The organism is Companilactobacillus insicii, from assembly GCF_003946015.1.
Lineage (GTDB): Bacteria > Bacillota > Bacilli > Lactobacillales > Lactobacillaceae > Companilactobacillus > Companilactobacillus insicii.
The window spans coordinates 94,356-108,533 of record NZ_RHNU01000001.1; the positions used below are offsets into that span (position 1 = coordinate 94,356).

At 35.7% G+C, this 14,178-nt stretch carries 16 protein-coding genes; 3 read left to right on the plus strand and 13 right to left on the minus strand.

Annotated features, from left to right (window positions below):
- Positions 1-2: 2 nt before the first annotated feature.
- The 4 genes from moaC to EKM79_RS00505 form a co-directional block, all read right to left on the minus strand.
- Positions 3-479, minus strand: a complete 477-nt coding sequence (moaC, locus tag EKM79_RS00490; protein WP_125565168.1) for a cyclic pyranopterin monophosphate synthase MoaC — start codon at positions 477-479, stop codon at positions 3-5.
- 164 nt (positions 480-643) lie between these two features.
- Entirely contained in the window at positions 644-808 is a 165-nt protein-coding gene (locus tag EKM79_RS00495) for a FeoB-associated Cys-rich membrane protein (RefSeq protein ID WP_125565169.1), read from the minus strand.
- An 18-nt stretch (positions 809-826) separates the two neighbouring features.
- Positions 827-2,824 carry a ferrous iron transport protein B gene (feoB, locus tag EKM79_RS00500; RefSeq protein WP_125565170.1) on the minus strand — a complete coding sequence of 666 codons (1,998 nt, stop codon included), beginning with the start codon at positions 2,822-2,824 and terminating at the stop codon, positions 827-829.
- Complete coding sequence (locus EKM79_RS00505; RefSeq protein WP_246005586.1) at positions 2,821-3,054, minus strand: FeoA family protein; 234 nt, start codon at positions 3,052-3,054, stop codon at positions 2,821-2,823. Before EKM79_RS00505 ends, feoB begins: the two co-directional genes overlap by 4 nt.
- A 243-nt stretch (positions 3,055-3,297) precedes the next feature.
- On the opposite strand from EKM79_RS00505, the gene EKM79_RS00510 reads away from it, so the two are divergent.
- The 3 genes from EKM79_RS00510 (at position 3,298) to EKM79_RS00520 (ending at position 6,057) form a co-directional block, all read left to right on the plus strand.
- Positions 3,298-4,257, plus strand: a complete 960-nt coding sequence (locus EKM79_RS00510; protein ID WP_125565171.1) for a SufD family Fe-S cluster assembly protein — start codon at positions 3,298-3,300, stop codon at positions 4,255-4,257.
- A 45-nt stretch (positions 4,258-4,302) separates the two neighbouring features.
- Positions 4,303-4,983, plus strand: coding sequence for a GTP pyrophosphokinase (locus EKM79_RS00515; protein ID WP_125565172.1), 681 nt, complete (start codon positions 4,303-4,305; stop codon positions 4,981-4,983).
- A gap of 78 nt (positions 4,984-5,061) precedes the next feature.
- Positions 5,062-6,057, plus strand: a complete 996-nt coding sequence (locus tag EKM79_RS00520) for a tRNA dihydrouridine synthase (RefSeq protein WP_125565173.1) — start codon at positions 5,062-5,064, stop codon at positions 6,055-6,057.
- A 61-nt stretch (positions 6,058-6,118) separates the two neighbouring features.
- Here the strand turns inward: EKM79_RS00520 and EKM79_RS00525 are convergent, their stop codons facing one another.
- The 9 genes from EKM79_RS00525 to EKM79_RS00565 form a co-directional block, all read right to left on the minus strand.
- Positions 6,119-7,903 carry an ABC transporter ATP-binding protein gene (locus EKM79_RS00525; RefSeq protein ID WP_125565174.1) on the minus strand — a complete coding sequence of 595 codons (1,785 nt, stop codon included), beginning with the start codon at positions 7,901-7,903 and terminating at the stop codon, positions 6,119-6,121.
- Entirely contained in the window at positions 7,900-9,630 is a 1,731-nt protein-coding gene (locus EKM79_RS00530) for an ABC transporter ATP-binding protein (RefSeq protein WP_125565175.1), read from the minus strand. Before EKM79_RS00530 ends, EKM79_RS00525 begins: the two co-directional genes overlap by 4 nt.
- A gap of 13 nt (positions 9,631-9,643) precedes the next feature.
- Positions 9,644-10,102 (minus strand): MarR family winged helix-turn-helix transcriptional regulator, encoded by a 459-nt coding sequence (locus EKM79_RS00535; protein WP_125565176.1) that lies wholly within the window; start codon positions 10,100-10,102, stop codon positions 9,644-9,646.
- A 375-nt stretch (positions 10,103-10,477) separates the two neighbouring features.
- The gene (locus EKM79_RS00540; RefSeq protein WP_125565177.1) at positions 10,478-10,726 is read right to left on the minus strand and encodes a hypothetical protein; all 249 of its coding nucleotides are present in this window, start codon (positions 10,724-10,726) and stop codon (positions 10,478-10,480) included.
- Positions 10,723-11,271 carry a molybdenum cofactor guanylyltransferase gene (mobA, locus tag EKM79_RS00545; protein ID WP_125565178.1) on the minus strand — a complete coding sequence of 183 codons (549 nt, stop codon included), beginning with the start codon at positions 11,269-11,271 and terminating at the stop codon, positions 10,723-10,725. Before mobA ends, EKM79_RS00540 begins: the two co-directional genes overlap by 4 nt.
- The gene (locus EKM79_RS00550; RefSeq protein ID WP_125565179.1) at positions 11,261-11,749 is read right to left on the minus strand and encodes a molybdopterin-guanine dinucleotide biosynthesis protein B; all 489 of its coding nucleotides are present in this window, start codon (positions 11,747-11,749) and stop codon (positions 11,261-11,263) included. The genes mobA and EKM79_RS00550 overlap by 11 nt, the downstream gene beginning before the upstream one ends.
- Positions 11,728-12,957, minus strand: coding sequence for a molybdopterin molybdotransferase MoeA (locus EKM79_RS00555; protein WP_125565180.1), 1,230 nt, complete (start codon positions 12,955-12,957; stop codon positions 11,728-11,730). Before EKM79_RS00555 ends, EKM79_RS00550 begins: the two co-directional genes overlap by 22 nt.
- On the minus strand, positions 12,957-13,424 hold the full coding sequence (locus EKM79_RS00560; protein WP_125565181.1) for a MogA/MoaB family molybdenum cofactor biosynthesis protein: 468 nt from the start codon (positions 13,422-13,424) through the stop codon (positions 12,957-12,959). Before EKM79_RS00560 ends, EKM79_RS00555 begins: the two co-directional genes overlap by 1 nt.
- 27 nt (positions 13,425-13,451) lie before the next feature.
- Entirely contained in the window at positions 13,452-14,159 is a 708-nt protein-coding gene (locus EKM79_RS00565; RefSeq protein ID WP_125565182.1) for a HesA/MoeB/ThiF family protein, read from the minus strand.
- Between the last annotated feature and the right edge of the window lie 19 nt (positions 14,160-14,178).

Consider the following 14,178-nt stretch of genomic DNA (forward strand, 5'->3'; position numbering starts at 1 on the left):
GGCTATTTTTCATACGTGAAGTGTCCACTTTTACCTCCATCTTTTTCAATTAGATGGATATCAGAAATTAACATTCCACGATCAATAGCTTTACACATGTCATAGATAGTTAGAAGAGTAGTTTGAGCCGCTAATAATGCTTCAATTTCAACTCCCGTAACATGTTTTGTCTTAACTTTTGTGGTAACTGTAATAGTATCTTTGTCATTATCTTCAAAATGGATATCTACACCAGTTAGTGGAATTAAGTGGCACATTGGAATGAGAGAACTAGTTTGTTTGGCTGCCATGATTCCAGCAATTTGAGCCACTGCAAGAACATCACCTTTTTTTATTTTACCTTCATGAATACGATTTAGAGTTTCACCTTGCATCGTTATTTTTCCAGTTGCAATTGCAAATCTTGAAGTAACTTTTTTATCAGTAACGTCAACCATTTTAGCTCTATTTTGATCATTGAAATGAGTTAGTTCGTCCATTGTTGATAGCTCCTTATCGATAGATAATATAAATATTTCTTTAATCAAAGTATAACAATGGACCTAGTGATTAAGTATTAGGGGAATTGCTCAAAACAAAAAAGCGCGACAAAACACCCTCGTATTTACGTAAGTAAATGCGGGGGTGTTTATAACTAAATATTTTAATTTGAAATACTTTTTCTTTTATCTGCCATTAACTTGGCTTCACATTTGTAGTCACAAGCAGCACATTTACCCTGTTTGGACTTTTGGGTAACTTTATAAATTTCATATCCAGCTAGGCCTATAATTATCGCGGCAATTAGTACATTAATAAAAAGTGACATCTGCTTTCTCCTTTAATTTTAGAAAATGAAACTTCCAACTTGGAAGATAATAAATGATATTGCATATGCAATGATTAGACTAGAAACTACCGAATAAACGGCCCATTTAGTTGAACCAGTTTCGGATTTGATAGTACCGATTGTTGCAAAACATGGTACATATAATAAAACAAAAACTAGCATTGAGTAGGCAGCAACAGGAGTGAACATCTGCCCAAATGTCGCAATTAAAGCTGTTTGACTTGAAGTATGAAATAGGACCATCATACTTGAACTTATGACTTCTTTTGCCATAATTCCAGTGAATAGTGCACTGATAGCTTCCCAAGACGTAATACCAATTGGAGCAAAGATCGGTAGTAAAACTTTTCCTAACAATGCTGAGAAACTATTATCAATGTCTGTTACGAATCCGGCTGGTCCAAAGTTAGACATTAGCCAAATCAAAACTGTACCAGCAAAAATAATCGTACCAGCTTTTTTAACGAATCCCTTACTCTTATCCCAAGTACCGCGCCAAATAATATCTAAACGTGGAATGTGGTATTTAGGTAATTCTACAATGAAGACCGTGCTGTCTTTGACCTTGAAGACGACCTGATAAATCTTTGCCATAGTTAGGGCGACAATTATACCTAAAAAATAAATAGATAAAACTATTAATGCTTGATTTCTTGGGAAAAACGCAGCCACAAATATGCTGTAAATAGGTAATCGCGCTGAGCAACTCATGAATGGTGAAATTAGAGTTGTAATTAAGCGCTCTTTGGGTTGTTCTATTGTACGTGCAGCCATTATTCCAGTTACATTGCATCCAAATCCAATAATGAGCGGAATAAATGCTTTACCGTTTAAACCGATTGTCTGCATTATTCTATCAGTCACTAAGGCGGCTCTAGCCATATAGCCAGAATCTTCTAAAATTGAGATACATGCAAAAAGAGTGAATATTTGAGGAATGAATGTCAAAACACCACCAACACCAGCAATTACACCATCGACAATTAATGAGCGTAAGAACGGCATTGCACCAACACTAGTTAGAAATTGATTAGCATATGTTGAAACAGGGCCGGATAAAAGTGCATCCAATTGATCTGAAATTGGAGTTCCAATCCAATCGAAAGATAATTTGAACATTAACAAAAATATCAGTATAAAAACCGGTAATCCTAATAGAGGATGAGTGATAATCTTATCAATTTTTGAAGTCATTTCGACGTTGTTAGTGGATTTTAGGTTCTTCGTAGCGGCAGTTAATGTTGTATCAATAAAGTTTAAACGGGTATTGAATATTTTGTTTTCAAAATTTTGAGCATCATAATATTCTTTTTGTTCCAACAAAGGTTTTAAATCATGTTGGACTGCATATTTGCGAATGATTTTATTTTTGTTGATATATTGAATGGATAACCAGCGGGCAAATTGAGATTTCATATCATATTTAGAAACCAATTGTTCACTGGCTTGTCTAATGGCTTGTTTAACCATGAATGGATAGTCCAATTCCAAGGCAGAACCATCAGGAAGTTCATCTGCAGGCATATTTAGCAATTCATCACGTAATTCTTTGACTCCATCTTTGTTGCGCGCATTGGTAGTTTCAATATGACATCCAAGACGTTCTGATAAAGTACTGATATCATAGTAGATACCTGAACGTTTCAGATCGTCTATCATGTTTAGTGCAATGACGGTTGGTCGGCCAAATTCCAGCAACTCGATAGATAACAGTAAGTTGCGTTTGAGCTGTCCCGCGTTAGTTACGTTTAGAATTATGTCAGCATCGTCGGTTAGTAAATAATTAATAGCCACTGATTCGTCTTTTGTAATGGGATTAAGTGAATATATTCCTGGTAAATCCGTAACAACTATTTCTGAATGCTTAATATTGCCCATCTTTTTTTCAACAGTAACGCCAGTCCAATTACCAACGTAAGCGTACGTATCAGTGATTTGGTTGAAGATGGTGGTTTTTCCAGTGTTAGGATTACCCATCAGTGCGACTGTTGTCATTGAAGTTGACCTCCACAAAGAAGCTTGAATACCTTATATCTTATGCCAATTTGTTGCTGTTCGATCTCGACAATTACAGGTCCATGCATTGGAAAAAATCTAATGACTGACATTTGGCTACCATCATGAATTCCAAGTGAGTGGAGGCGTTGTGCAGTTTGATCATCCAGTTGCTCAACATTACATAAATCAAATTTCTTATTCATTACGTTATCAGATATCAGTTGCATAAAATCATCCTCCACAATATTCCAAAAATAAATATTTTTGAGTTTGTTAGTTAGTGAAAACATTAACTATTATTTATTTTCTATTATGCCACGAATTATACTGAATGTGTATGAGCAATTTACCTAATTTTAATTTGAAATATTTGTGAGAAAATAAGACTTGTAAACGCATAATCGAGTGTTATTAAGCATTTTTTTGATAATTTTATATATAAAAGGAATATTAATAAGGGAAGTTAAAAAATGAAGATTAACGATGAATTTTTAGAAGATTTTGAATTAGACATGAATGATCGTGGTGAACCACATTGGTTTATCAATCGTAGGATTAAAGCTTTGAAGAGTATGAATGAATTGGAATTTGAGGATAGTCAATGTTTTAAAAATAAAGATAATTTTATTTCGATGGATTCACCATTAAGAAGTAAATCGAAAAAGGATTTGGTTGATTCCAAGACAATAGATAATTGCACCATTGCTCAGTTAGGGCAAACAATTGTAAAAAATGATTTGTCGGATGAATTAGAAACTAAGGGTGTCATTTTAACTGATATTCTCACTGCATTACGTGTTCATCCTAGATTGGTTCAAAAGACCTTGATGGATAAAGTAATCTCTCCAAATGAAGATAAAATGAGTGCTTATCATTTATCGTTTATGAATTCGGGCGTCTTTTTGTACATTCCTAAAGAAGTGAAGGTAATGGAACCAATTAATATTGATTTAATACAGGATAATACTAAATCTGAGAATTTGAATACTCACGTTTTGATCGTAGCTGAAAATGATTCAGAAGTTACCATACATCAACAATTATCGGATGTAGGAGAACGAGATAACCGAACCGGTTTATTTGTCGAGGTGTTATCCCGTGCAAATTCTAAAGTTACATACAACTTGAACAGTAAATCTAGTTCAAAATATGTTTATTTGAAGTCTAAAGCATATGTGGGTAGGGATGCGTTGGTCAATTGGAATGTTAATTTGTTAAATGAAGGCAATACTTGGGCAAATCTAAGTAATAATTTATTTGGTTCTGGATCAATGACTAATTTAACGCTTAATTCTCACACTGCAAATGATCAATTAGAAAAAATCTCAGCAAATTCTATCAAGCATGGAAAGAATAGTTCGAGTAATTTTAAGCACCAATTGAATAGTGAGGATGATTCAACAATTATTTTGAATGGTTTGAAATACTAGTATAATGAAATAAGTATCCAAATTTGATTTTTACGAGGAGAAAAAATGATATTAGAACGTCAGAATATGCTAAATATTAATCAAATTGAAAAGGAACTTGGAGAGTATTCCGATGATGATGAAATTCATGATATTAGTAAATTAGTCAGCTATTATCAATTGTGTCATTCAGCGGTTAGTGAGTTTGGAACTAAACTAGAGAACCTGGATGCCGACTATCAAGTTAGACATGATCATAATCCTATTCATCATATTGAAGTTCGAATGAAGGACGTCGGTAGTTTGGTGGAAAAGGTCAATCGTAAGGGATTACCAATTAGATTTGAAAGTATTAAAGATAATATCTACGATGTTGGTGGTATACGTGTTATAACAAACTACATTGATGATATTTATACAGTTCAGGATAATCTATTGGCTCAAGATGATGTTACATTGTTGAAACAAAAAGATTACGTAAGAAATCCTAAAGAGAGTGGTTATCGTAGTTTACATTTGGTTGCAACGGTTCCGGTATTTCAGTCAGATGGTGTTCAAGTCACACCGATTGAGATTCAAATTAGGACAGTGGGGATGGACATGTGGGCCAGTTTGGAACACAAGTTACGATATAAAACTGATAAGCCAGAAGAAAAAGTAGCTAAATATTCAGAATCATTGCAGGATTATGCGGATGAGATCAATAAAATAGAAAATAATATGCAGGAGATATTTCATAATCTTTAAACTAAAAACTTGCGTTAATACAGATGATATCTGTATAGTTGATAAGTTAGAATTAACTATTTGATTGGAGATGAGATTGTGACCCAGTCACCTTACTGGAATCGCATCGCAAAAAAAGCTAAGAAGGAAAATCGCCCGTTCTTTAGCTTGGCACCGATGGAGGCTGTTACAGGTACAGTCTTCCGTCGTGTTGTCATGAAAGCTGCTGCGCCAGATGTCTTTTATACTGAATTTACTAATGCGTTGAGTATTACTCATCCAAAAGCTAAAGAAACGACTAAAGGAAGACTATATATCGATCCGGCAGAGGATCCCAAACCCATTGTTCAATTATGGGGTAATAACGGTGATGATTTTGCTAAAGCCGTTAAAGAAGTTGAAAAGCAAGGATATGAAGCTATTGATATTAATACTGGTTGTCCGGATATTGCGGTAATTAAGAATCATAGTGGTAGTGATTTAATTCGTCATTTTGACCGTGCACAAGAAGTATTTGATGGTGCTCGTAAGACTGACTTACCGGTTACTATCAAAACAAGAATTGGTTACAGTGAAGTAGATGAGTACAAAACTTGGATTCCATTCCTACTTAAACAACAGGTTCCTGTGTTAACTGTACATATGCGTACTCGAGAAGAAATGAGCAATGTCCCAGCACATTATGAATTGATCGATGATATTGTAAAAATGCGTGATGAAATAGCACCTGATACATTGTTACAAATAAATGGAGATATTGCTGATTATCAAGCTGGTATGAAACTATATAATGAGCATCCTGGTATTGATGGTATTATGATTGGTCGAGGTATTTTTACTAATCCGTATGCTTTTGAACCAGTTCCTAAAGAACATTCAACACACGAATTACTTGGCTTATTGCGATATCAATTGGATCTTTATGATCAATTTGTTGCAAAGGGAATTCCAGGGCATTTTGCACCACTGCAAAGATTCTTTAAGATTTATGTCCGTGGTATGAAGGGTGCATCAGCTATTAGAAATGACTTGATGCAAACTAAAACAACTGATGATGCTAGAAAAATTATTGATAGAATTGATTTAGAAAAATAAAAATATGGTGTAGAGAAAGTCTTTGGACATCTCTACACCATATTTTTTTGTAACAACGTATTTAATTAATTTTAGTAGCAAATTGGCTACGGTATAGATCTGCATAAAATCCGTTGGCCGATAGTAGCGATTCGTGTGTCCCTTGTTCGATGATTGTTCCGTGGTTCATAACTAAGATTTGGTCAGCATCTTTGATAGTTGATAATCGATGCGCTATTACGAAACTGGTCCGTCCTTGCATTAACGAGTCCATGGCCTGTTGGATGGCTTCCTCTGTACGTGTATCGACACTCGAAGTGGCTTCGTCCAAAATCAAGATTGATGGATCACTTAATATTGTACGGGCAATCGTGAGTAGTTGCTTTTGCCCAATTGACATAACTTCTTGTTCACCAGATAGAACCGTGTTATATCCTTCGGGTAGCGTGTCAATCATATGGGCTATACGCGCAGCTTTAGCTGCGTCCTGAATTTGTTCTATCGTTGCATCTGGGCGTCCGTAGGATATGTTGTCAGCCACAGTACCGTTGAACAACCAAGTATCTTGTAGGACCATTCCAAACAGACTACGTAGGTCAGAACGTTTCATGGTTTTGATATCAACATCATCAATTGTGATTTTCCCACCTTGTAATTCATAAAAGCGCATCATAAGGTTGATTAATGTTGTTTTTCCAGCTCCAGTGGGTCCAACTACGGCTACTTTACTACCTGCCTTAACATTTATATTAATGTCTTGCATCAGGGGCAAATCTGGATCGTAGCCAAAATGGACGTGTTCAAAGTTAACGTGTCCACGTATTTGGGTCAGTTTTGGTACTGTTTGATCGTCAGGCAATTCTTCCAGTGAATCTTCAATTTCGTACACTCGTTCAGCCGAGGCTACGGCACCTTGCAAAGCATTCAGCGTGTATGCAAGTTCGGTAACAGGCTCGGAAACCTGATTGACGTATTGGAAGAGTGCCTGAATATCACCAATTGTAATTGTGCCACTTATAACCGAAAAGGCACCACGTATAGCAATAACAATATATCCAAGCGTTCCCACAAAACGAATTAAAGGATTAATTGCATAGGTTGCAAATTCGGCTTTGGCGGAAGTTTGAGCCAATTTTTCGTTTAACCTATCATTGGTTGAAACCATCTTGTTCTGTAAATTGAATGCCATTACTACTTGGTTACCGGTAAAGGCTTCCTCAATATTGGCGTTTAGTTGACCGAGAGCTTTTTGGTTAGCAGCATAATATCGGTTTGTCTTTTCAGAGACGATGGTTGCAATTATGATGCTGGTAAAGATACTGAATAAGGCAATCAGTGTCAACATTGGACTTATCATAAACATCAAAGCAAATGCTCCAATAATTGTAATTGTCGCTGTGAATAATTGTACTAGCCCTTCTTGCAAGGTATCCGCAATTTTTTCGAGATCACTAGTGACTCGACTGAGAATATCACCAGTTTGATGCTGATCATAAAATTCTAAGGGTAGACGATTTAATTTAGAACTGATTCGCTTGCGGAGCATTAGAGTCATTTTTTGTGCCACACTGGCAAGTATGCTTTGAGAGAAGTAATTGAACAATGCACTCAATAGGTAAACTGCTAATAGAACTAAGGCAACCGTACCCATAGTATGAATGCTAATTACAAATGTTGTCTTTGCTGCAACCGCGTTGGCGACACCTGTCGATATGTGATCGATAGCAGAACCAATCAACATTGGCGCTGCTAGTGAGCAACCCGTGGCAATTGTCAAAAAAGCAATTACTGCTAAAAGCTGCCATTTTTGGAACATCAAGTCTTTAAAGAAACGACGTGATGTTGCCACTATTGTAGATTTTGTCATTGGGTCAGCTCCTCTTCACTAAATTGGGATTTGGCTATTTGCTGGTAAACATCGCAAGAACGTAACAACTCAGCGTGTGTACCGATCCCCACGATTTTACCTTCATCTAGCACAATTATTTGATCAGCATCAATAATTGAACTGAGTCTTTGAGCAATGATTAGTACTGTTGCGTCAGTAATATTTTTCTTTAATGCAAGACGGAGCTTAGCGTCGGTCTTAAAGTCCAAAGCAGAGAAACTATCGTCAAATACATAAATTGGTGGATGCTTGACTATGGCTCGAGTGATTGCCAGTCGTTGTCTTTGACCACCTGAATATTTAACTCCGCCTTTATCTACAGGGGCATCTAGTCCTCCTGGAAGATTTCTAATAAAGTCATCTACTTGAGCTATTGACGCTGCATCATGCATATCACGCTCTAATGCATTTTCATTTCCATGTCGAAAGTTCGATGCAATTGTGCCACTGAATAAGAATGCTTTTTGTGGAACATAACCAATCTTGTTACGTAATTTCATCAGAGAGTAGGTACGCACATCTTGTCCGGCGACTTTGATTTGTCCAGATTGAGCATCATAAAAGCGCATTAATAAGTTAGCAATTGTTGATTTACCAGAACCGGTACTACCAACGATTGCAGTTGTTTGACCACGATGTAATTGAAAACTTACATCATCTAATACTGATTCTTGAGCTCCTTCATAATGAAAGTTCACGTGATCAAATACGACTGTGGGCTCTTCTGTAGCTGTTTTTGAAACTTTTGTGTTTACTTGTAGTTCTGGATCAACTGATAACACGGCGTGGATTCGCTTGGCACATGTTTGAGCACGTGGGATGAACATGAAAACAGCAATTCCCATTACTAGATACATTAGTGTCAAAAAAGCGTATTCGATTATTGCCATAATGTCACCAATTTCCATAGCGCCAACGGCAACTTGTTGACCACCAAACCAGACAAATAATAATGTGCATAGGTTCATTGCCAACATTACCAAAGGCATTAGTACGGCAAATATCTTATTGGCAGTAATTGCAGTACTGGCATATTGCTCAAATGTGGCATTGCTACGCTTTTCTTCGGTATCTGTTCGATTAAATGCTCGAATAACTCGTACCCCAATCAAACGTTCACGTACTACTCGGTTAATTTTATCCAGTTGTACTTGTAGACGTTCAAAGATCGGAACGATTTTCTTTGCAACTAACACCATCATCAAAATTATTCCCACCATGAATGCAAGTAACATTAGTGCCAATAGTCGATCCTTAGAAAAGGCGAGAATCAAGCCGGAAACGGTCATAAATGGTGCTGGAAGTAGCATTGAAATTATAATCATAAATGCTTGTTGTACTTGTGTCACATCGTTAGTGCTTCGTGTAATTAGTGATGCAGTACCAAAACGATTGAAGTCATTATTTGAAAATTCTTGGACACGTCTGAACATCGCACCACGAATGTCTCTACCAGTATTTGCAGAGACTTTTGTTGCGAGCCATGTTCCGTAGATTGCGGTTGCGGCAGTCAATATTGCAATAACGAACATCCATGCTCCGCCAATCCACACTGCACTTAAATTTTCTTTGACGATACCGTTGTTTACAATATCAGCCGTTAGTGTTGGCAAGTACAGAGTACCTAGCGTTTGTAAGAAAAGCAGCACTAGCATCATAGTTACGTGAGTACGATAAGGTTTTAGAAAAGATACTAACTTGAACATTTTGTTTCTCCTTTTAATCTGAGTCGTCTTTTGTCAATAATTCATCGGCGGCTTTACGGAAGTTAATGTTCAAGCGCTCGAATAGTTTGAGGAATTTCACAAATTCATCATCGTTCAATTCGCTGTAAGCGAGATGTTCAATTTGATGGGTGAGATTGCCAACGCGTTGGCAAAGTTGATCTCCACTTGTGGTCAGGTTAATTGCTTTGAGTTTACGTGAGTTCGGTAACAGTTCCAGAGTGATCCAATCACTTTTGATCATTGTCGCAATCGATGAATTAACTGTTTTTTTGGAAAATGCCCATTTTCGACTGAGGTCGGATTGAGTCACTGGTTTTTCATTATCATGTAGGATATAAAAAATCCAGTAAATATTGTCAGTTAATTCGAAATGCTGTGCTATTTCATGATAGATTTCGTCCATATCATTTGATAATTGATTGATACTGGCGATTTGCTTGTCTGAGTTCATTGTACGTTCTCCTTTTTAGTCTGCTATCAGACTATTTTATGATTATAGTCTGATAACAGACTAAATTCAATCTTTTATTTTATTTGTTTTCAGATAATTTAAAAATCAAAAAAATAATGTGTGATATAAATGTTATTTAAAAATAAAATATGGACAAAAACCAAAACAGGTTTTTGTCCATATTTTTATCACTTATTTTTTGTTTTAACGATATAAAAATCTATAAGTCCAAAGATAACAGTTGTCAGTGTAGCAATCCCCACGCAGTCTGTTATTTGAATGTTAATAGAACTTTCCTTAAAGCTGTACCAAATAAAGGAACTTAAAAACGTAATAAAAAATACTATTAAATAAATAGTTATTTTTTTCATACCACTAGTATTCAACTTCATCAGTTTCAAAATTAGGGTCCGCGAATTGCTTATAAAAATCATAATCTTTTTTAATTAGCATAATACGACGTTCTAATTTCTCAATTGCTTGATCTTGTTCTAGAGTTCTCATGTCGTTTCTTTGATTTTGCTCTTCATTCTCTAAAAGAGTTCTTTGAATACTCAAGTCGTTTAAGCAAATTTTGATCATTTTTTGAAAGTCGCCACGACTCATTTCAGTTTGTGCTTTCATTTTAAATCCTCCGGATAATTGATGTTTTTTAGTTTTCCATCATAATCACGCCCAAGACAACCAGCGTCTTGTAATAAATTACGCCAACGATAATTATGTTCAGTAATGTGTTGCTTCACTAAACTAATATTAATCTTTAATCGGCAGCAGGTGTAGTAGGGAAGACTCTTAATTTTGATATATCCTGATTCTTCAGCTAAAAATTGCACAGCTCTTTGATCAATTATGTAGTCAGTAGCGATAATCATTAAATCGGCCTTAGTTTGATTGGTTTGCTGGAAATATGCCCATAATGCAGACAAAGGACCACAATCAATCAATGGTTCTTGGTCATTTATGACGGTAACCTTTGAATCATTGAATAGGTTATTAATTGTTTTGAAGTTTTTATAATTAGCTGAAACATAGCAATTGTTCACAAAAGGTAAGGTTAAATTAGCGGTGTATTCTACATTTGGAATGGCGCTATCATTGAAATTTTCTAAAGCCTTATCACTCCGAAAACGAGTTGATTTACCACCAGCCAAAATTAAACTATCGGTCATTTTTTATTTCCTTTAAGAATTTGTTTATGAATATTTTTCGCATACTTGAATCTTCAATATCGACAACATTGTCAGAATTATTTTCCTGAATTGTCACAAAGTATTTGATGTTAGTCACATTTGAGAAATCCTGTGGTGATTCATCTGATTTGAGAAGAACAATTTTTGGAAAGTCCAATTCCTTAATTCCCTCGATAAGTATAAAATCAGCTGAGCCTTTTTGTAATTGTTGGATTTTCTCCAATTCAGTAGTTGGTAGATTTCTCTGATAATGAATTGTTTGTTCGTTATTTAGTAAAAGGACATCATCTGAATACTGAAAGAACTTTCCAGTGTCAGTGGTGGCAGGTATATTTATTGGCAAGTGAGTATGTTTTACGACACTAAATTTGTATGTGGGAGAATTGACTAAGAAGTCCTTCAGCAAGGTGGTTTTGCCACTTTTTTTGTGTCCAATTATTTGAAAGGTAATAGCCATGTACGTAATTTACTATCCTTTTTAGTTATTGATGTACCACGAGGGATTTCGAACATGCAAGTTGCCTTTTGTAAGTTGTTCAGATTACCGGATGCGTCACCACCAACACGTCCAATTTCTATGTGGTCACCAACAAACTTATATTGTCCACGCAGAATACGATCGTACATATTTGTTTTAGTATATTCGGCATTTAATGTACCTGTGCATTCGATACAACGGCTTTCTTGATGTTGCATCAATCTAAGGGCGTACTCGACGTATAAATAAAATCCAGTGAAACAGGCACCAGGATTACCTGATAATCCAAAGAAAAGTGTTCCATCATAAATAAATGATGTCGTAACACTGCCGGGACGCATTTCCAGTTTATTGAACAATAATTTTTCGGAAGATTTAGCCAAATCAGCGATAATATCAAAATCTCCAACTGAAACTCCACCATCAGTTATAATAACGTCACATTTTCCTAGCAATTCATTTACTGAAGATTTTAATGCCTCAGGATCATCTTTGATTTGTGTGTAACTGATTACGTCGGCACCATTCTCTGTACACAGTTCGCGAATCATTGGTCCATTACTGTTAAAAATCTTTCCGTTAACAATTTTGTCTCCGGGATTAAGTAATTCTGATCCAGTTGTAATTAGTCCAATTGTTGGTTTTTTATAAACTAATATATTCTGAACGTCAAAGGCGCTTAGTAAGCTGATTCCACCGGGATTGATTTCGGTATTTTTGGCTAGTAATGTATCGTTCTTTTTAAAGTAATCACCAATTTGAGTTATATTGTCTTTTTTTTGAATTTCAGTTATTTGAACTGTATTTTCATCGACCATTCTTGTCGTTTCCAGCATAACCACAATATCGGCGCCATCAGGAACATATCCACCTGTCATTATTCTTACAGCTTCGCCAGATACTAATGGGCGATCAAAGTCCGCACCGGCTGGGATGTCTCCAACTACTTTTAAATTAGCTGGTAAGTTCTTTAAGTCAGATTGCAACATAGCAAAACCATCATACCCCGAACGTCTAAATGTTGGAAAATCATGCGGAGCAACTACATTTTCAGCAATAATTCTATGGTTAGCTTTTGTTGTAGGTATTTTTTCTGTGGTAAGTTTTACACTTTTAATATTATCGACAATTACTTGGCGTGCTTCATCGATGGTAATTGCGTTTCTTTTATCAACTGGTCTATACATTATTTAGTTATCTCCTTAATTAAATGATCAATATCTGGCAGAATAATACGCTCAAGCGCTGTTTTACAGGCATTTGTTGAACCGGGTAGTAAGTAACAAATTTGATCACTGTCAGTAATACCAGCAGTTGCGCCTGAAACTAGGGCTTTCAATCCAATTTCCTCAATACTGATTTGACGGAAGTATTCACCAAATCCTGGGATAATTTTGATGAATTTGGGTTCCAGCGTATCAATGGTTACATCTCTTCTAGCAATTCCTGTACCACCATTTACTAAAATAATTTTGCAGGAACTAACCAAAAGCTTGTTATATGCATCAACAATTTGTTGTGAATCGTCCTTGACAATATATTTTTGGATAAAGGTATTTCCCGCTTCTGTCATGGCATTTTGGATGTATTGACCAGATTTGTCGGTTTCTTTTGTTCGAGTATCACTAACAGTGATAATTCCAAAATCAATCATTTAATAGTTTCCTCCTCAATAGAACAATTATTTAATTGGACAATTGCTTTTCTTACTAACTTTAATTTTTCTGAAGTCAAACGTCCAATTGTCGATTACTAATAGTTGTCCAGCATTGTATTTTCCACTAGTTAAAAATTTCATAGCTAGGGATGCTTGTAAACTACCAGTAATAGCGACAATCATAGGATTAGTACCAATGTTAGCACTTAATCCTAGTTGGGCTACTTTATCTTTTGGGTAAAGACATTCGAGGCAAGCTGATTCGGAATCAATGAACATTACTTGACCCTGGTTAGCAGCACACGTACCAAAAATGTGTTTTATACCAAGTTTTTGACAATCTTGGTTGATTTGGTATTTAACTGGAAAGTTGTCAGTACAGTCGATCACTAAATCGTAGTTGTCATTTAACAAGTTCTCTGAATATTTTTGATCGATAGTATTGATTTTAACTTCTTTGTTAGCCATTTGCAGATGATGTTTCATTGCATTTAGCTTTTTAGTACCAACGTCATCTTCAGTGTAGAGATTTTGGCGATGTAGGTTAGTTAGTTCTACAGCATCATAATCAACTAAAGTAATTTCACCAATTCCAGCTTTAACTAATTCAGATGATACAAAACTTCCAAGTCCCCCAACGCCGATTACTAGTACTTTTGAACTTTCTAATTTTTGTTGTCCCTTAATTCCTATTTGCTTGATTTTTATTTGCCTATCGTATCTGCTTGTCATTTTCTTCACCTCACATGCA